16 protein-coding genes are annotated in these 17,329 nt (G+C 68.7%); 6 read left to right on the top strand and 10 right to left on the bottom strand.

Annotation, left to right across the window (positions count from 1 at the left end; all coding sequences use genetic code 11):
- The first annotated feature begins 97 nt into the window (after window positions 1-97).
- Window positions 98-1,057 (top strand): cysteine synthase A, encoded by a 960-nt coding sequence (gene cysK, locus ACFOGJ_RS26650; protein WP_379906312.1) that lies wholly within the window; start codon window positions 98-100, stop codon window positions 1,055-1,057.
- A 3-nt stretch (window positions 1,058-1,060) separates the two neighbouring features.
- Window positions 1,061-1,819 carry a HesA/MoeB/ThiF family protein gene (locus ACFOGJ_RS26645; protein WP_379906311.1) on the top strand — a complete coding sequence of 253 codons (759 nt, stop codon included), beginning with the start codon at window positions 1,061-1,063 and terminating at the stop codon, window positions 1,817-1,819.
- A gap of 30 nt (window positions 1,820-1,849) precedes the next feature.
- On the opposite strand, the gene ACFOGJ_RS26640 is transcribed toward ACFOGJ_RS26645, so the two are convergent.
- Entirely contained in the window at window positions 1,850-2,839 is a 990-nt protein-coding gene (locus ACFOGJ_RS26640) for a 2-hydroxyacid dehydrogenase (RefSeq protein WP_379906310.1), read from the bottom strand.
- Between the two features lie 415 nt (window positions 2,840-3,254).
- On the opposite strand from ACFOGJ_RS26640, the gene ACFOGJ_RS26635 reads away from it, so the two are divergent.
- Window positions 3,255-3,809, top strand: a complete 555-nt coding sequence (locus ACFOGJ_RS26635) for an SH3 domain-containing protein (protein ID WP_379906309.1) — start codon at window positions 3,255-3,257, stop codon at window positions 3,807-3,809.
- Between the two features lie 15 nt (window positions 3,810-3,824).
- Here the strand turns inward: ACFOGJ_RS26635 and ACFOGJ_RS26630 are convergent, their stop codons facing one another.
- From ACFOGJ_RS26630 to irrA, 4 genes are all read right to left on the bottom strand, one after another.
- Window positions 3,825-4,412 carry a DUF3501 family protein gene (locus ACFOGJ_RS26630; protein WP_379906308.1) on the bottom strand — a complete coding sequence of 196 codons (588 nt, stop codon included), beginning with the start codon at window positions 4,410-4,412 and terminating at the stop codon, window positions 3,825-3,827.
- Window positions 4,413-4,518: 106 nt separating this feature from the next.
- Window positions 4,519-5,859 (bottom strand): heterodisulfide reductase-related iron-sulfur binding cluster, encoded by a 1,341-nt coding sequence (locus ACFOGJ_RS26625; RefSeq protein ID WP_379906307.1) that lies wholly within the window; start codon window positions 5,857-5,859, stop codon window positions 4,519-4,521.
- Window positions 5,860-6,138: 279 nt separating this feature from the next.
- Window positions 6,139-6,555, bottom strand: coding sequence for a rubrerythrin family protein (locus ACFOGJ_RS26620; protein ID WP_379906306.1), 417 nt, complete (start codon window positions 6,553-6,555; stop codon window positions 6,139-6,141).
- 323 nt (window positions 6,556-6,878) lie between these two features.
- Window positions 6,879-7,304, bottom strand: a complete 426-nt coding sequence (irrA, locus tag ACFOGJ_RS26615; RefSeq protein ID WP_379906305.1) for an iron response transcriptional regulator IrrA — start codon at window positions 7,302-7,304, stop codon at window positions 6,879-6,881.
- A gap of 507 nt (window positions 7,305-7,811) precedes the next feature.
- Between irrA and fabA the strand changes: the two genes are divergently transcribed.
- The 3 genes from fabA to ACFOGJ_RS26600 all read left to right on the top strand — a co-directional run bounded on the left by fabA (window position 7,812) and on the right by ACFOGJ_RS26600 (window position 10,565).
- Window positions 7,812-8,333: a 3-hydroxyacyl-[acyl-carrier-protein] dehydratase FabA gene (fabA, locus tag ACFOGJ_RS26610; protein ID WP_379906304.1), complete on the top strand. Its 522-nt coding sequence runs from the start codon at window positions 7,812-7,814 to the stop codon at window positions 8,331-8,333.
- Between the two features lie 19 nt (window positions 8,334-8,352).
- A complete protein-coding gene (fabB, locus tag ACFOGJ_RS26605; RefSeq protein ID WP_379906303.1) occupies window positions 8,353-9,570 on the top strand; it encodes a beta-ketoacyl-ACP synthase I in 1,218 nt (405 codons plus the stop codon).
- A gap of 179 nt (window positions 9,571-9,749) precedes the next feature.
- Entirely contained in the window at window positions 9,750-10,565 is an 816-nt protein-coding gene (locus ACFOGJ_RS26600; protein ID WP_449288612.1) for an enoyl-ACP reductase FabI, read from the top strand.
- Window positions 10,566-10,707: 142 nt separating this feature from the next.
- On the opposite strand, the gene pnp is transcribed toward ACFOGJ_RS26600, so the two are convergent.
- The 5 genes from pnp to infB all read right to left on the bottom strand — a co-directional run.
- Window positions 10,708-12,846, bottom strand: coding sequence for a polyribonucleotide nucleotidyltransferase (gene pnp / locus ACFOGJ_RS26595; protein WP_379906301.1), 2,139 nt, complete (start codon window positions 12,844-12,846; stop codon window positions 10,708-10,710).
- Window positions 12,847-13,017: 171 nt separating this feature from the next.
- Window positions 13,018-13,287 carry a 30S ribosomal protein S15 gene (gene rpsO / locus ACFOGJ_RS26590; protein WP_379906300.1) on the bottom strand — a complete coding sequence of 90 codons (270 nt, stop codon included), beginning with the start codon at window positions 13,285-13,287 and terminating at the stop codon, window positions 13,018-13,020.
- A 42-nt stretch (window positions 13,288-13,329) separates the two neighbouring features.
- Complete coding sequence (gene truB, locus ACFOGJ_RS26585) at window positions 13,330-14,262, bottom strand: tRNA pseudouridine(55) synthase TruB (protein WP_379906299.1); 933 nt, start codon at window positions 14,260-14,262, stop codon at window positions 13,330-13,332.
- Window positions 14,262-14,702, bottom strand: a complete 441-nt coding sequence (gene rbfA / locus ACFOGJ_RS26580; RefSeq protein ID WP_379906298.1) for a 30S ribosome-binding factor RbfA — start codon at window positions 14,700-14,702, stop codon at window positions 14,262-14,264. Before rbfA ends, truB begins: the two co-directional genes overlap by 1 nt.
- A 197-nt stretch (window positions 14,703-14,899) precedes the next feature.
- Window positions 14,900-17,329 (bottom strand): translation initiation factor IF-2 (gene infB, locus ACFOGJ_RS26575; RefSeq protein WP_379906296.1); only part of this gene is annotated, 2,430 nt, incomplete at its 5' end.

Raw genomic sequence — 17,329 nt, 5'->3', positions numbered from 1 at the left:
GCCCGGGCGGCCCGCAGCGGCCGCCCACCGCCAGACCTGTCGTGACAGCCGGCCGCCGAAGGGCCGGCCCGAAGCATCGGAACGGAGGAGAGCGGCCATGGACAATCGCTTCACCGCCCCGCGCGGGCGGATTTTCGATTCCATCATCGATACCATCGGGGGCACCCCACTGGTGCGCCTGCGGCGCCTGGCAGAGGATGCCGGCGCCGGCGCGGAGATCCTGGCCAAGCTGGAGTTCTTCAATCCGCTGGCGTCCGTCAAGGACCGCATCGGCGTGTCGATGATCGAGGCGCTGGAGCGCGACGGCAGGATCAAAGAGGGCACGGTGCTGATCGAGCCGACCTCGGGCAATACCGGCATTGCGCTCGCCTTCGTCGCGGCCGCGAAGGGCTACCGGCTGATCCTGGTGATGCCGGAAAGCATGTCGATCGAGCGCCGCAAGATGCTGAAGCTGCTCGGCGCGGAGCTGGAGCTGACGGACCCGGCGAAGGGCATGAAGGGGGCGGTCGCCCGCGCCCAGGAGATGATCGAGCAGACGCCGGGCGCGGTGATGCCGCAGCAGTTCGAGAATCCGGCCAACCCGGCGATCCACAAGGTGACCACGGCGGAGGAGATCTGGGCCGATACCGATGGCCGGGTGGACGTGGTGATCAGCGGCGTCGGCACCGGCGGCACCCTGACCGGGGTCGGCCAGGTGCTGAAGGCGCGCAAGCCGGGCCTGAAGATGATCGCCATCGAGCCGGAGGACAGCCCGATCCTGTCCGGCGGCAATCCCGGACCGCACAAGATCCAGGGTATCGGCGCCGGCTTCGTGCCGGGGATCCTGGATCGCAGCCTGATCGATGAGGTTCTGACGATCGGCAACGAGACCGCCTTCGAGACCGCGCGGAAGGCGGCCCGCATGGAGGGGCTGCCGGTCGGCATCTCGTCCGGCGCCGCCATCGCCGCCGCGCTGGAGGTCGGCACCCGGCCGGAGATGAAGGGCAAGGTGGTGGTCACCGTGATCCCGTCCTTTGCCGAGCGCTATCTCTCGACCGCCCTGTTCGAAGGCCTGTAGGCGGTGCTCGGCCGCGAGCAGCTGGAGCGCTATGCCCGCCATATCCTGCTGAAGGAAGTCGGCGGGCAGGGCCAGGCGCGACTGCTCGCGGCAAGGGTCCTGGTGGTGGGCGCCGGCGGCCTGGGTTCGCCGCTGGCGCTCTACCTCGCCGCCGCCGGAATCGGCACGATTGGCATTGTCGACGACGATGCGGTGTCGCTGTCGAACCTGCAGCGCCAGATCCTGCACGACACGGAAGGCGTCGGCCGGCCGAAGACCGACAGTGCCGTCGCCCGGCTGGCGGCCCTGAACCCCGACACGAAGGTTGTCGCGCATGCCCTGCGGCTGGGCCCGGACAATGTCGACGAACTGGTCGGCGGTTACGACATCGTCGCGGACGGATCGGACAATTTCGCCACCCGTTTCCTGCTGAACGATGCCTGTTTCCGGGCCCGGCGGACCCTGGTCAGTGCGGCCATCCAGCAGTTCGACGGGCAGCTCGCCACGTTCAAGCCACATGCCGGGCCCGACCAGCCCTGCTATCGCTGCCTGCACCCGGAAGCGCCGCCGGAAGAGCTGGACGCCGCCTGCGTGGAAGCGGGGGTCCTGGGCGCCCTGGCCGGGGTGATGGGCAGCCTGCAGGCCACCGAGGTGCTGAAGGAGATCCTGGAGATCGGCACCGGCCTGGCCGGCCGGCTGATGCTCTACGACGCGATGAACGCGGAATTCCGCACCATCCGCCTGCGACGGAACCCGGCCTGTCCGCTCTGCGCGGCCAGCTGACGGGAGAGCGGCCGCCGCTGGAGGACGCCGTCAGAGCAGGTTGGCGATCACCCGGTCGGGCGGGGCATGGCCGTCGACGAAGGTCTTGATGTTGATCAGCACCTTCTCGCCCATGTCGATGCGGCCCTCCAGGGTCGCTGAGCCCATATGCGGCAGCAGCACCACGTTCTGCAGTTCCAGCAGCTTCGGGTTGACCGCCGGCTCATGCTCGAACACGTCCAGGCCGGCCCCGGCAAGCTCCTTCTTGCGGAGCTTCCGGGTCAGCGCATTCTCGTCGATCACCTCGCCGCGCGAGGTGTTCACGATGTAGGCGCCGGGATTGATCAGGTCGAGGCGCCGCGCCGACAGCAGGTGATAGGTTGCCGGGGTGTGCGGGCAGTTGATGGAGATGATGTCCATCCGCGCGAGCATCTGGTCCAGGCTTTCCCAGTAGGTCGCCTCCAGTTCCTCTTCCACCTGCGGCGCCACCCGGTTGCGGTTGTGGTAGTGGATCGACAGGCCGAACGCCTTCGCCCGGCGCGCGACCGCCTGGCCGATCCGTCCCATGCCGATGATGCCGAGCCGCTTGCCCCAGATCCGCTTGCCCAGCATCCAGGTCGGCGACCAGCCGGCCCATTCGTTCTCGCGCAGGGCATTGGCGCCTTCCAGCAGGCGCCGCGGCACCGCCAGGATCAGCGCCATGGTCATGTCGGCGGTGTCCTCGGTCAGCACGCCGGGGGTGTTGGTGACCGTGATGCCCCGCGCGCGGGCCGCCGCCAGATCGATATGGTCGACACCGGTGCCGAAGCTGGCGATCAGCCGCAGGTTCGGATTGGCCTGGGCCAGGACGCCGGTATCGATGCGGTCGGTGACGGTCGGCACCAGGACATCGGCTGCCTTCACGGCTTCCGCCAGCTCCGCCTGGGTTAACGGGCGGTCTTCCACGTTCAGCCGGGTGTCGAACAGCTCCATCATCCGGGTCTCGATGGAGTCGGGCAGCTTCCGGGTGACGATCACCAGGGGCTTCTTGGAAGATGCCATGCTCTTGAAATCCTTCGGCCGCGTCTTGTCGTTCCCACCCGCCCACCGGCTGGACCGTCCGTTCGCCGGACGGATCCGGCGCCGCCTCCTGTCACGGCGCGTGTCGCCGGGAAGCCGCCGCGTTGGCGGCGGACCGGCGCCGCAGCCGTCCGAAACATGAAGCCATGCGCCTGGATGAGCTGCCCGGATCCGCTGGTCCGGCCGGCCGCAACATGCCGCGGCGACCGTCCCGGAAGGGGTATCGTTCTCCTAGCAGATCAATGCGGGACGGACAATTGATCCGCGCAGGCCATCCCGGCCGCCGGGGCGATGCGGCGCTTGACCACATCCGGGGCGCAGGATACCAGCCAGCGGGAGCCAGGCGGAAAGGATCGATGCGGGAATGACCGGGGCAGCGTATTGGCGGCATCGTCGGATGGCATGGCCTGTCCGTGATGACCGCGCATGGCGCCGGCCCGCGGGCAGCCTGCTGGCGGCGCTGCTGCTGGTGCTGCTGCTGTCCCTGCTTGCGGCGCCGGACGGCGTGCCGGCCGCGGCGGCGCAGGACCAGTCGGTCGGACCGGTCACCGGCCGGCCGCTGCCCCGCTTCGCCAGCCTGGCCTCGGCACGGGTCAATGCGCGCGCCGGTCCCGGCGTCGAATATCCGATCCGCTGGGAATATCACCGCCAGCACCTGCCGGTCCTGATCGTCGCGGAGTCGCAGAACTGGCGGAAGATCCGCGACCAGGAGGGCGACGAGGCCTGGGTCCATCATGCCCTGCTGTCCGGCCGGCGGACCTTCCTCGTCGCCGGCCGCATCGCGACCCTGCTGGAGGAACCGCATCGCAGCGCGGCCGCCCTGCTGCGGGCGGAGCCAGGCGTGATGGGGGAACTGGAGGGCTGCGACGACAGCTGGTGCCGCGTCGTCCTGGCCGATCGCCGCGGCTACCTGCCGCGCGGGCAGGTCTGGGGCGTCGCGCCGGACGAATAGGCAGGTCGGGCCGCGTCAGGCGTCGAAATCGCCCGCCAGGGCCTGCCGGACCTCGGGCGAGATGATCGCCATATGGCCGTAGTTCGGATGGTCGATCGCAAGCATGGCCGGAACCTGCCCGTCGCGGAACGCGGCCACCTGCGCCTCAGTGAAGGGAAAGCGCAGGAAGTGCACCGAGGAGGTCTTGCCGTCGGCCGTGGTGCGTTCGACATCGTCCTCCGCCACCGCGCGGGCCTCGTCATCGCCGATGCGGATCGCGATCTTCTCCTCGATGCCGCCGAGCTGGCGCAGCAGGCGGTCGCGCCGCACCGGGTCGTCGACCTCCAGCATCATCGTCGCGACCAGTTCGCGGCCCTGCGGTACCAGCGGCGAATAGGCCCGCAGTTCGTCCTCGATCTGCGCCTCGCCGCCCTTCTCGATCCGCAGCATCTCGTGGATCTGCCACCACATCGTGTCGTAATTCTCGAAATAGAAGGTGGCATAGGGGCCGACTTCCAGCCGCCGCAGCCGCTTCTGCGCGATCAGGCCTGAGCGGCGCTCCTTCCGCACCGTCTCGAATTCATCGAGGGACAGGATGTCCGCGCGGGTGATCTCGTGTTTCATCCTCCGTTCCTTTCCGCGCCAGCGCCGCAGGGCCCGGGACGGGCCCGTCCGCCGGCGCTCTCGGTACCGGGTTCCGGTTCAGGGGGCTCCTGCTCAGGGGCCCAGCTCAGGCCAGGCCGTAGGCCATCGCGAACAGCTCGATCGGATGGCGGGACTCCTGCACCGGCGCCGGCCCGTCGCCCAGCCGCTCCATGCCCTGCACGATATGCATGCCCGCCAGCGGGCATTCCGAGGAGAGGTAGGTGGGTTCCGCCTTCTTCGCCTGCCGGGCGACCGGCTTGCCGACCTTCAGGGCGATGTCGAAGAACTCCTTCTTCACCCCCCAGGAGCCGCCATGGCCGGAGCAGCGCTCGATCACGTCGAGCTTGGCGTCGGGGATCAGCCGAAGCATCTCTGCCGCCTTGGCGCCCATGTTCTGGGCGCGGGCATGGCAGGCCAGGTGAAGGGCGACCTTGCCGTCGAGCGGCTTCAGCCCGTCGGCCAGCCCCTCGTTCTTGGCAATCTCGACGACATATTCGGTGACGTCCCGGGTCGCCGCCGACAGCTTCTTGATGTTCTCGTCCTCGGGCAGGATCAACGGCCATTCAAACTTCAGCATCAGGGCGCAGGACGGCACCAGCGCGACGATGTGATAGCCCTCGTCGACCAGCGGGACCAACGCCCGGCTGACCTCGCGGGCATGTTCGGCGACCCGCTCGATATCGCCCTGCTCCAGATGCGGCATGCCGCAGCAGCGCGGATATTCGACCCGGGTCTCGACCCCGTTGCGGGCCAGCACCGCCTGGGTGGCGGTGCCGATCGACGGGTTGTTGTAGTTCGCGAAACAGGTGGCATAGAGCACCGCCTTGCGCCCGAAGGCCGGCGCCTCGCGGTTCACCTGCGGCGGCGCGGCGGCGGCGCGGGCCTTGAAGGTCCGGCCGTGGAATTTCGGCAGCGCGGCCTCGTGGTGGACGTCGAGGGTCTTTTCCAGCAGCGGGCGGGTCAGGCTGTTGCCCTCCCTGTTCGCCCAGTTGGCCAGGCCCGGCATCATGCCGGCGAGCCGGCCGTTGCGGTCGGTCTCGGTCAGCTGCCTGTCGGCGAAGGCGGCGCCCTGCTTCTTGAACTCCGCATAGCGGTAGCGAAGCATCAGGTGCGGGAAATCCAGGTCGAACTCGTGCGGCGGCACGTAGGGGCACTTGGTCATGAAGCAGAGGTCGCACAGCGTGCAGGCGTCGACCACCGGCTTGAAGTCCTTGGACTCGACGCTGTCGAGCTCGCCGCTCTCGGATTCGTCGATCAGGTCGAACAGGCGCGGGAAGCTGTCGCAGAGGTTGAAACAGCGCCGGCAGCCGTGACAGATGTCGAAGACCCGCCGCAGTTCGGCATCGATCTTGTCCGGATCGGTGAAGTCGGGGTCGTCCCAGGCAAGCGGATGGCGGACCGGCGCGTCCAGGCTGCCCTCGGTCATGACGCGATCTCCTCAGCTGATCCGATGTTCTTCTTCCTTTCCGGACAGACTAGCCGCTCCCGCCGCACCTTGCACCGCCGACGCGGCCAGGGCGCGGGATGACGATCCTGCCTTCGACCCGCCGGCTTTGGCCGGGCCGACGCGCCGTCCGTGCGACTGCCGGAAAGGGAAGGCCCGGACCCGCTTCCGCCGCGCCGGCCGGAGCCGGCGCAGCGGTGCCTTCAGGACGAATCCCGATGGGTAGCGGGGTCCCGGGCCTTTCAGGACCGGACCCGAAGGTCAGCCCATCGTGTCGAGCGCCTTCTGGAAGCGACCGGCATGGCTCTTCTCGGCCTTGGCCAGGGTCTCGAACCAGTCGGCGATCTCGTCGAAGCCTTCCTCGCGCGCGGTCCGGGCCATGCCGGGATACATGTCGGTATATTCGTGGGTCTCGCCCGCGATCGCCGCCTTCAGGTTGGCGGAGGTGTCGCCGATCGGCTCACCGGTTGCGGGGTCGCCGACCTCGGCCAGAAACTCCAGATGGCCGTGCGCATGGCCGGTCTCGCCCTCGGCGGTCGAGCGGAACACCGCGGCGACGTCGTTGAAGCCCTCCACATCCGCCTTCTGGGCGAAATAGAGATAGCGGCGATTGGCCTGGCTTTCGCCCGCAAAGGCTTCCTTCAGGTTGTCGTGGGTCTTGGTGCCCGCAAGTGCCATGATTCTCCTCCATTGATCCGAACGCGTCGGCAGGAGGTCTATGCCCCACCGACGCATTGACCGGCGGGCCGTCGCCCGTCGGCGGCGAAGGGGCGCGGCCGCGGCATGCCGTCCGCGACCGATGGGTGCCAGCGGCACCGGCTGGCCAGCCCATCTCCCGGCGGACCAGGATGGCGGCCGGGAAGGCGGGTTGGACAGGAGGTACGGATGGCAATGTCCCGCCCTTCTGCCCCAGCATATGGCGACAGCCGCTTAGGGGGTCAATAGTCTGGAAAGGTTCTAATCAAAAAAAGCGCGGCACACCCTCGGGTGCGGAGGCCCGGCTATTTCGCGGACGGCTCGCGCACCCGGATGACGACATCGATCCTGTGCAGTTCGGTGCCGTCCGGCGCCTGTGGCAGGCGGTCGAAGGCGACATGACCGGCGTCGATGTCCTGCAGGCGACCGCTATCCTCGAAATAGAAATGGTGATGGTCGGCCGTGTTGGTGTCGAAATAGCTCCGCCCCTGAGACACCACGACCTGGCGCAGCAGCCCTGCCTCCGTGAACTGATGGAGGGTGTTGTAGACGGTCGCGAGCGAGACGGGGATGCCGATCGCATCGGCTTCCGCATGCAGCGCCTCCGCCGTGACGTGGCGCGGGCCCTGGTCCAGCAGCAGGCGTGCAAGTGCGACCCGCTGGCGGGTCGGTCGCAGGCCGACACGCCGCAGCCTCGTCGTCAGTACATGATCCTGCAAATGCGTCTCCATTTCCGACAATATAGGGCGGAAAGCCTTGGCTTGAAGAGGTGCCGGCGCCGCGCCCGGGGCAATGCGGCTACGGCGGCACCCGGTACCGCCAATGTGCCGCGCCCGGCATGGCCGCATGCCGCCGTCGACGGGCCCCGGCCGCGACCCTGCCGGACCTTCCCGGCACCGCCGCGTCGCTTGACAGTGCCGCCGACGCACCGCCTATAGTGCGGCGGATCGGATTGCAGCGGCATTGCAACACCGCTGGTCAGATCGGCCGTGCCAGTCGCGATTCTGCATCTGCGGTGCCGCACCCAGGTTGCGGCGCCGGCCGGTGTCGACAACACTATCATTCTCGGGCCCGTTGCCGAGACCCGGACCGCCGCAGTCGCGCGGATCGGGCTTACGGAACGCTGCCCGAACAGGTTTTCCGCCCGGCAGATCATGCGCCCGGGCGGCGCGGCAGCCGGCCCCGGCCGGATGCACAAACAACGCCCTGGATGTGGGAAGAGCAAGTCGGGAAGCTGCATGTCGAACGTCGCGCAACAGACCAGTTTCAGCTATGACGACCTGATCGCCTGCGCTCATGGCAAGCTGTTTGGCGAGGGCAATGCCCAGCTGCCGCTGCCGCCGATGCTGATGTTCGACCGTATCACGAAGATCTCCGACACCGGCGGCGCCTACGACAAGGGCGAGGTGGTTGCGGAACTGGACATCAAACCCGACCTCTGGTTCTTCGGCTGTCATTTCGAGGGGGACCCGGTCATGCCCGGCTGCCTCGGTCTGGATGCGATGTGGCAGCTCTGCGGCTTCTTCCTGGGCTGGATCAAGGCGCCGGGACGCGGCCGCGCGCTGGGCGTGGGCGAGGCGAAGTTCTCCGGCACCGTGGTGCCGTCGGTGAAGAAAGTCACCTACCAGGTCGATATCAAGCGCGTCATCCTGCGCAAGCTGAAGCTGGGCATTGCCGACGGCGTGATGAAGGCCGACGGCGAACCCGTCTATCAGGTCAAGGATATGCGTGTCGGCGTCTTCGGCGCCGGCGAGAGCTGAAGCAAGGGACAGATACGCCATGCGTCGAGTGGTGGTAACCGGTCTCGGCGTCGTCTCCAGCATCGGAAACAATGCGCAGGAGGTGATCGCCGCCCTGCGCGAGGGCAGGTCCGGAATCTCCTTCGCGCAGGAGTACAAGGACCTGGGCTTCCGCAGCCAGGTCTATGGCGACGTCAAGATCGACCTGGAAAGCACGGTCGAGCGGCGGCAGCGCCGCTTCATGGGCGATGGTGCGGCCTACAACTATCTGGCGATGAAGCAGGCCATTACCGATTCGGGGCTCGAGGAGGACGAGATCTCGCATCCCCGGACCGGGCTGATCATGGGCTCGGGCGGTCCGTCCACGCGCAACCTGCTGCTGGCCGCCGACATCACGCGGGACAAGGGTCCCCGCAAGGTGGGGCCGTTCATGGTGCCCCGCGCCATGTCCTCGACCAATTCGGCGACCCTGTCGACCGCCTTCAAGATCAAGGGCCTCAGCTATTCGATCTCGTCCGCCTGCGCGACCTCGGCGCATTGCATCGGCAACGCGGCGGAGCTGATCCAGTGGGGCAAGCAGGACATCATGTTCGCCGGCGGCGGCGAAGAGCTGGACTGGACCCTGTCGGTCCTGTTCGATGCCATGCCGGCCATGTCCACCGGCTTCAACGAGGCGCCGGAAAAGGCCTCGCGCGCCTATGACCGCGACCGCGACGGCTTCGTGATCGCCGGCGGCGGCGGCGTGCTGGTGCTGGAAGAACGCGAGCGCGCGCTCGCCCGCGGCGCCCACATCTATGCCGAACTGGTCGGCTATGGCGCGACCTCGGACGGCCACGACATGGTGCAGCCCTCCGGCGAGGGCGGCGTGCGCTGCATGCAGATGGCCCTCGAAGGGATCGAGGGGCCGGTCGACTATCTGAACACCCACGGGACATCCACGCCGATCGGCGACACGGTGGAGATCGACGCCATCCGCCAGGTGTTCGGCGGCCGGCTGCCGCATATCGCCTCGACGAAGTCGCAGACCGGCCATTCGCTGGGCGCCGCCGGCGCACAGGAGGCGATCTACTGCCTGCTGATGCTGCAGAACGACTTCGTCGGCGAGTCGATCAACATCGAGAACCTGGACGAGGCCTTCGCCGACGTGCCGATCGTGCGCAAGCGGATCGACAATGCCGGCCTGAACACCGTCATGTCCAACTCCTTCGGGTTCGGAGGAACCAACGCCTGCCTGGTCTTCCAGCGCCATCATGCCTGACCGCCCACGCCTGAACCGGGCGGCTGCAGGACGACAGAACGCTGTTCGACAGCACGAGAACGGGGACGGGCCGAGCCGATGCAGCGCCCGGCACGGGGGGAACGACAGGGTTCATGACTGAAGACCAGACAGCGCCGGAGCAGGCGGCCGGCGGCCTGCCGGACCCGCGGTTCGGCCTCATGGCCGGCAAGCGCGGCGTCGTGATGGGAATCGCCAACGACCATTCGATCGCCTACGGCATTGCCGCGGCACTGCGCGCCCATGGCGCCGAACTGGCCGTGACCTACCAGGGCACCGCCTTCGAACGCCGCGTGCGGCCGCTGGCGGAAGCCCTGGGCAGCAACCTGATCCTGCCCTGCGACGTGGCCGAGCCGGACAGCATGGCCGAGGCCTTCGCCGAGATCGGCCGGAAATGGGGGCGGCTGGACTTCCTGGTCCATGCCATCGCCTTCTCCGACAAGGGCGAGCTGAAGGGCCCCTATATCGAGACCAGCCGGGCCAACTTCCTGCGCACCCTCGACATCTCCTGCTATTCCTTCACCGATGCGGCACGGCATGCCGCCGGGCTGATGGACCAGGGCGGCTCGATGCTGACCCTGACCTATGCGGGCTCCTATCGTGTGATGCCGCGCTACAACGTGATGGGGGTGGCCAAGGCGGCGCTTGAGGCCAGCGTCCGCTATCTGGCCGCCGATCTGGGTCCGCGTGCGATCCGGGTGAATGCGATCTCCGCCGGGCCGATGCGGACCCTGGCGGGGTCCGCGGTCGGCGCCGCCCGCTACGTCTACCGCTACAGCCGGGACCATGCCCCGCTGCGCCGCAACGTGCAGCTTGCCGATGTCGGCGGCGCGGGCCTCTATTTCCTCAGCGATCTTTCCGGCGGGGTGACGGGCGAGGTCCATCACGTCGATTCCGGCTTCAATATCGTCGGCATGCCGGAAAGCGACCCGGCAGCGGTGCCGGCGCGAAACGGCGGCGACCTGCCGCAGGAATAGCCGCGCGGGCCACCCGACCGACGTCGCGCATAGAGACGAAAAACCCCGCCGCGGGAGAGTCCCGGGCGGGGTTTTCCGTTTTCGCTTTCCGGGGGATCCGGCCGCGGCCGGTCGCAGGAACGACCGGCCGCGACGCGGATCGTTACTCGGCCGGCTGCTCGGCGTCGGCCGCGGCCTCGTCGCCGTCCTTGCCCTCGTCGGCCAGCACGGCCTTGATCGAGAGGCGGACCTTGCCGCGATCGTCGATGTCGAGGACCTTCACGCGGACTTCTTCACCTTCCTTGATCACGTCGGTCACCTTGGCGACCCGCTTCGGGGCCAGTTCCGAGATATGGACCAGACCGTCGCGGTTGCCGAAGAAGTTCACGAAGGCGCCGAAATCGACGATCTTCACGACCTTGCCGGTATAGGTGACGCCGATCTCCGGCTCCGAGGCGATCGACTTGATCCAGTCGATGGCGCGCTGCGCCGCCTCGCCGTCGGTGGCGGCCACCTTGATCGTGCCGTCATCCTCAATGTCGATCTTGGTGCCGGTCTGCTCGGTGATCTCGCGGATCACCTTGCCGCCGGTGCCGATCACCTCCCGGATCTTGTCCTTCGGGATCTCGATCACGGTGATGCGCGGCGCGGTCTCCCGCACCTCGCCGCGGCTGCCGGTCAGCGCCGCGCCCATCGCCTTCAGGATATGCAGGCGTCCGTCCCGGGCCTGGCCCAGGGCGGTGTGCATGATCTCCTCGGTGATGCCGGCGATCTTGATGTCCATCTGCAGCGAGGTCACGCCGCCCTCGGTGCCGGCCACCTTGAAGTCCATGTCGCCCAGATGGTCCTCGTCGCCGAGGATGTCGGACAGCACTGCATAGCCGCGATCCTCCAGGATCAGGCCCATGGCGATGCCGGCGATCGGCCGTGCCACCGGCACGCCGGCATCCATCAGCGCCAGCGAGGTGCCGCAGACCGTGGCCATCGAGGAGGAGCCGTTGGACTCCGTGATCTCCGAGACGACGCGGATCGTGTAGGGGAACTGCTCCTTCGTCGGCAGCAGCGGCCGGATCGCCCGCCAGGCGAGCTTGCCATGGCCGATCTCGCGCCGGCCCGGTGCGCCGACGCGGCCGGTCTCGCCGACCGAATAGGGCGGGAAATTGTAGTGCAGCATGAAATGCTCGCGGTACTCGCCCGCCAGCGCGTCGATGATCTGCTCGTCCGAACCGGTGCCCAGGGTGGTCACCACCAGGGCCTGGGTCTCGCCGCGGGTGAACAGGGCCGAGCCATGGCTGCGCGGCAGCACGCCGACCTCCGCCACGATCGGGCGGATGTCGGTGGTGGTGCGACCGTCGATGCGCTTGCCGGTGTCCAGGATCTGGCCGCGGACGACGTCCTTCTCCAGCGATTTCAGGACGGTGCCGACATCGACCGGGTCATAGCCATGGTCCTCGCCCAGGGCGGCCTTGGCCGCGTCCTTCACCGCGGAGACCTTTGCCTGGCGCTCCTGCTTCACCGGCTCGGCATAGGCCTCCACCAGCTTGGCCGGTACGCCGGCGGCCTCGAACTTCTGCCGCAGCTCGGCCCGCTGCGGCCGCTCCTCCAGCGCCATCGGCTCCTTCGCCGCGCGCTCCGCCAGGTCGATGATGCCGTCGATCACGGCCTGATAGCCCTTGTGGCCGAACATCACGGCGCCGAGCATCACCTCCTCGGAGAGCTCCTCGGCCTCCGATTCCACCATCAGCACCGCATCGACCGTGCCGGCGACCACCAGGTCCAGCTGGCTCTCCGCCATCTGCGCCATGGTCGGGTTCAGCACATACTCGCCATCGATATAGCCGACCCGCGCGGCACCGATCGGCCCCATGAAGGGCGCCCCGGAGAGGGTCAGCGCCGCAGAAGCACCGATCATCGCGACGATGTCGGGATCGTTTTCCAGATCGTGGCTCAGCACGGTGGCGATGATCTGGGTATCGTTGTGATAGCCGTCGGCAAAGAGCGGCCGGATCGGCCGGTCGATCAGGCGGGAGGTCAGGGTCTCCTTCTCCGACGGACGACCTTCGCGCTTGAAGAAGCCGCCGGGGATCTTGCCCGCCGCAAAGGTCTTCTCCTGGTAGTTGACCGTCATGGGCAGGAAATCGATGCCCGGTCGCGGTGTCTTCTCGGCCACCGCCGTGCAGAGCACCACGGTCTCGCCGTAGCGGACGATCACGGCGCCATCGGCCTGGCGGGCGACCCGCCCGGTCTCGATGGACAGCGGCTTTCCGCCCCAGTCGAGTTCGATCTTCTGGACGTTGAACATGCCTTTATCTTTCTTCCTGCTGCTGGGCGGCGATACGCATGCCGCTGCGGCCGCGACCGGCGGCCTGCGCCGGCCGCGCGCCTGGCGCAGACCGCATGCGGCACGGGGCGCGCTGGCCTGTCCGGCACGCGCCCATCCCGCCGCTCCGTTCCTTCGGACCCTTCCGGGCCGCTATTTCCTGAGCCCGAGCCGCTGGATCAGTTCCAGATAGCGCGCCTGGTCCTTGCCACGGACATAGTCCAGCAGACGGCGGCGACGGCTCACCATCTTCAGCAGGCCGCGACGGGAATGGACGTCCTTCTTGTGGGTCCGGAAATGCTCGGTGAGGTTGTTGATCCGCTCGGTGAGGATCGCGACCTGGACCTCAGGGGAACCCGTGTCCACATCCGCACGGGCAAATTCCTTGACGAGCGCCAACTTGCGCTCCGACGTGATCGACATCGTGGATATTCCTTCGCTGTCAGCCCAGCCGTACCGGCCGGCTCAAAGATTGAAAACGCGCAAGGGGTGCATCTCCCCGGCCCGGACCTGGGCCAGCGCGACCGGCTTGCCGTCGGCGACCGCGTAGCAGTCGCCCTCTCCTTCGGGCAGGCCGGGCGTACGAAGCACCCGTACCGACTGACCGGCACGCAGCCGGTTCGCCTGTTCTCCGGTCAGGGCCAGGGCCGGGATGTCGTCCAGCGCGGTCTCTACCGGGAGCAGGTTCGGAACAAGGGCGCCCTTCTCGCACATCTCTTCAAGTTTATCCAGGGGCAATGCCAGGTCCTCGGTGAAGGCGCCGACCTGAAGCCGCCGCAGGGCCCCGACATGGGCCGGCACACCAAGCGCCTCGCCCAGGTCCCGTGCCAATGCCCGCACATAGAAGCCCTTGCCCACCTCCGCCTCAAGAACCGCCACGTCGACAAGCTCCGCCGGCCCCGCGGGCATCTCGACGTCCAGCAGCGCCAGCGCGTCGATCCGCACCTGTCGCGGCGGAAGGTCCGGCGGGCTGCCGGCACGGGCCAGGTCGTAGGCACGCTGGCCGCCGCTCTTGATCGCCGAATAGGCCGGCGGCCGCTGCCAGATCAGGCCGCGGAAGCCGGCAAGGGCGTCCTCCAGCGCAGGACGTGCCGGCCGTGCGTCGCTGCGCGCGGTGACCGCCCCTTCGCTGTCATCGGTCTCCCGGCCCTCGCCGAAGCGCACCTCGAAGCGGTAGCGCTTGCGACCCTCCTGCGCGTGGGACACGGTCTTCGTCGCCTCGCCGAAGGCCAGCGGCAGCACCCCGGTGGCCAGCGGGTCGAGGGTGCCGGCATGACCGACCTTGGCGGCCCGGGTCCAGCGCTTCAGCCGGCCGACCACCGCCGCGGAGGTCATGCCCTGCGGCTTGTCGACCGCGAGCCAGCCATGCACGGGCTCGCCCTTGCGCCGGCGTGCCATCAGCGGCTCTTCCCGCCATCGTCGTCGTCATCCGCCCCATCCGCCTTTTCATGTTCCGGCAGGGCGGAGAGAAGCCGCTCCATCCGGGCGACATGCTCGAACGTGTCGTCCATGGCGAACCGCAGCTGAGGGGAGAATTTCAGCCGCAGCTGGCGGCCGAGCTGGCCCTGCAGATGCGGTGCCGCCCGGTTCAGCGCGGCCACGATGGCGCCGGCGTCGCTGCCGCCAAGCGGCATGACGAAGGCGGTCGCATTGCGCAGGTCCGGACTGGTCCGGACCTCGGTCACCGTGATCGACCGCCCGGCAAGTTCCGGATCGTGCAGGTCGCCGCGGTTCAGCAGACCCGCCAGTTCGTGACGCAGGGCCTCGCCCACCCGCAGCTGCCGCTGCGACGGGGCGGCGGCCTGCCCGCGCGCGGAGCGCGTTCGGCCTCGTGACATCTTTCCTGTCCGTTCGTTCGTCGCCGGCCCGGGGCCGTCCCGTCATATGGACAGCCCGCCACGGCGCAGCCCGGCCATAAGGGCGCGTCGCCCGCCCCGTCGGGGTCGGCATCGGGCCTCCAGGCGGGATTCGCGGGGTGCAATACGCGGGGCCGACCCTCGGCGGACCGACCCCGGGATGCCGCCTTCCTGCCCGGTCAGCTGGCGGCAGAAAGCTGCCGCTGCTCCTCGACCAGATCGAAGCATTCGATGACGTCGCCAGGCTGGAGGTCCTGGTAGTTCTCGAACGCCATGCCGCATTCCATGCCCTGGCGCACCTCGCGCACCTCGTCCTTGAAGCGCTTCAGGGTCGACAGCTTGCCCTCGTGGATCACCACGTCGTCGCGCAGCAGGCGGACATGCGAGCCGCGGCGGACCATGCCTTCCGTGACCCGGCAGCCGGCCACCTTGCCGACCTTTGTGATGTTGAAGACCTGCAGGATCTCCGCATTGCCGAGGAAATCCTCGCGCATCTTCGGTGCCAGCAGGCCGGTCAGCAGCGAGCGCAGGTCGTCGATGATGTCGTAGATCACGCTGTAGTAGCGGATATCGACGCCGTCGCGGGCCGACAGGTCGCGCGCCTGCTTGTTGGCGCGGACGTTGAAGCCCAGCACGATGCCCTTGGACGCCGCCGCCAGGGTGATGTCGGACTCGTTGATGCCGCCGACCGCCGCGTGAAGCAGGCGGACCTGCACTTCCTCGTTGGAGAGTTGCTGCGCGGCGCCGACGATCGCCTCGACCGAGCCCTGCACGTCGGCCTTGACCACGACCGGCAGGTCCTTCGCCTCGCCCGCCTTGATGGAGGCGAACATCTGCTCCAGCGTCCCGCGGCTGCCTTCGGCCGCCCGCGCGTCGCGGTCCTTCTTCTGGCGATAGTCCGAGATCTCGCGGGCGCGGGCCTCGTTCTCCACCACGTGGAAGGTGTCGCCGGCCTCGGGCGTGCCCTGCAGGCCCAGCACCTCCACCGGGAAGGCGGGCTCCGCCTCGGTCACGTTCTCGGCGCGATCGTCCACCAGGGCCCGGACACGGCCCCACTGGCTGCCGACGACGAAGATGTCGCCGACCCGCAGGGTGCCGCGCTGCACAAGGACGGTGGCGACCGGACCGCGGCCGCGCTCCAGCTTCGCTTCCACCACCACGCCCTCGGCCGGGCGGGCCGGATTGGCCTTCAGCTCCAGCACTTCCGCCTGCAGCGAGATCGCCTCTTCCAGCTCGTCGAGGCCGGCGCCGGACTTGGCGGAGACCTCCACCGCCTGCACGTCGCCGCCCATCGATTCCACGACGATCTCGTGCTGCAGCAGCTCCTGCCGCACCTTCTCCGGATTGGCGTTGGGCAGGTCGCACTTGTTGATCGCGACGATCATCGGCACCTCGGCCGCCTTGGCATGGCGGATCGCCTCGATCGTCTGCGGCATGATGCTGTCGTCGGCCGCCACCACCAGGATGACGATATCGGTCACCTGCGCGCCGCGGGCCCGCATCTGGGTGAACGCCGCATGGCCCGGCGTATCGATGAAGGTGATCCGGTTGTGCGACTTCGTGGTCACCTGGTAGGCGCCGATATGCTGCGTGATGCCGCCGGCCTCGCCCGACACGACGTCGGTCTTGCGCAGGGCATCCAGCAGCGATGTCTTGCCGTGGTCGACATGGCCCATGATCGTGACCACCGGCGGCCGGGACGTCAGGTCCGTATCCTCGTCGTCCGCGCCGGCAAGGCCGATCTCGACGTCCGATTCCGCCACCCGCCGCACGTTGTGGCCGAACTCCGACACCACCAGTTCGGCGGTGTCCGCGTCGATCACCTGGTTGATGGTGGCCATTACGCCCATCTTCATCAAGCTCTTGACCACATCCACGCCGCGGGCCGCCATGCGGTTGGCGAGTTCCTGCACTGTGATCGTTTCCGGCACGATGACGTCGCGCACGATCCGCTGCGAGGCATCGCGCTGGCCACCGCCCTGATGCGCGCGGCGATCACGCTCGCGCTGGCGGCGCATCGCCGCGAGCGAACGCTGCCGCTCGTTGTCGTCGAGTGCCTGGTTGATGGTCAGCTTGCCGCCGCGGCGGCGTTCGCCGCCCCGGCTGCGGGTCGGTCCGGGGCGTGCCGGCGCGGGCGTCTTGCCGCGGCTGCGCCGCCCGCGTTCCTCTTCCTCCTCGGCGGTGGGGGTCCGCTCCTTCGGTGCGCCCGCCGCGGGACGCGCCCGGGACTCCTCGGCACCCTCGGCCGCCGGCTGCGCGGCCTCGCCTTCAGGCTGGCGCGCCTTCTCCTGCTCGCGCAGGCGGCGCTCGGCCTCCTCCTCGGCGCGCTTGCGCATCTCCGCGTCGGCGCGCTTGCGCTCCTCTTCCTCGCGGGCACGCGCCTCCGCCGCCTCGCGCTCCTTGGCGGCGCGGGCGTCGGCCTCCGCGCGGCGCTTGGCCTCCTCCTCGGCGCGGGCACGCGCCTCGACGGCGCGCTTGCGGGAATTGTCCAGCGCCTTGATGCGCTGCGCCTTCTCCTCGTCGGTCAGTTCCTTCAGCACCGCGCGACCGCGGGTCTGGCGGCGCACGGTCGCAGGCGGCCGCTCGCTGCGCGGCGCCGGGCCGCGGGC

Origin of the sequence: Marinibaculum pumilum (genome assembly GCF_042646425.1) — a bacterium.
GTDB classification, from domain to species: domain Bacteria; phylum Pseudomonadota; class Alphaproteobacteria; order Ferrovibrionales; family Ferrovibrionaceae; genus Marinibaculum; species Marinibaculum pumilum.
The sequence above is the reverse complement of the archived record's forward strand: the minus strand, read 5'-3'. Positions and strand labels throughout refer to the sequence as shown.

What these genes read in the sequence shown, in the direction of transcription:
- fabB (WP_379906303.1), top strand. Translation starts at nt 8,353, where the DNA reads ATGCGTCGAGTGGTGGTAACCGGTCTCGGCGTCGTCTCCAGCATCGGA.
- ACFOGJ_RS26630 (WP_379906308.1), bottom strand. Translation starts at nt 4,412, where the DNA reads ATGAAACACGAGATCACCCGCGCGGACATCCTGTCCCTCGATGAATTC.
- pnp (WP_379906301.1), bottom strand. Translation starts at nt 12,846, where the DNA reads ATGTTCAACGTCCAGAAGATCGAACTCGACTGGGGCGGAAAGCCGCTG.
- ACFOGJ_RS26640 (WP_379906310.1), bottom strand. Translation starts at nt 2,839, where the DNA reads ATGGCATCTTCCAAGAAGCCCCTGGTGATCGTCACCCGGAAGCTGCCC.
- cysK (WP_379906312.1), top strand. Translation starts at nt 98, where the DNA reads ATGGACAATCGCTTCACCGCCCCGCGCGGGCGGATTTTCGATTCCATC.
- ACFOGJ_RS26620 (WP_379906306.1), bottom strand. Translation starts at nt 6,555, where the DNA reads ATGGCACTTGCGGGCACCAAGACCCACGACAACCTGAAGGAAGCCTTT.
- rpsO (WP_379906300.1), bottom strand. Translation starts at nt 13,287, where the DNA reads ATGTCGATCACGTCGGAGCGCAAGTTGGCGCTCGTCAAGGAATTTGCC.
- irrA (WP_379906305.1), bottom strand. Translation starts at nt 7,304, where the DNA reads ATGGAGACGCATTTGCAGGATCATGTACTGACGACGAGGCTGCGGCGT.
- ACFOGJ_RS26600 (WP_449288612.1), top strand. Translation starts at nt 9,750, where the DNA reads ATGGCCGGCAAGCGCGGCGTCGTGATGGGAATCGCCAACGACCATTCG.
- ACFOGJ_RS26635 (WP_379906309.1), top strand. Translation starts at nt 3,255, where the DNA reads ATGGCATGGCCTGTCCGTGATGACCGCGCATGGCGCCGGCCCGCGGGC.
- ACFOGJ_RS26625 (WP_379906307.1), bottom strand. Translation starts at nt 5,859, where the DNA reads ATGACCGAGGGCAGCCTGGACGCGCCGGTCCGCCATCCGCTTGCCTGG.
- truB (WP_379906299.1), bottom strand. Translation starts at nt 14,262, where the DNA reads ATGGCACGCCGGCGCAAGGGCGAGCCCGTGCATGGCTGGCTCGCGGTC.
- fabA (WP_379906304.1), top strand. Translation starts at nt 7,812, where the DNA reads ATGTCGAACGTCGCGCAACAGACCAGTTTCAGCTATGACGACCTGATC.
- rbfA (WP_379906298.1), bottom strand. Translation starts at nt 14,702, where the DNA reads ATGTCACGAGGCCGAACGCGCTCCGCGCGCGGGCAGGCCGCCGCCCCG.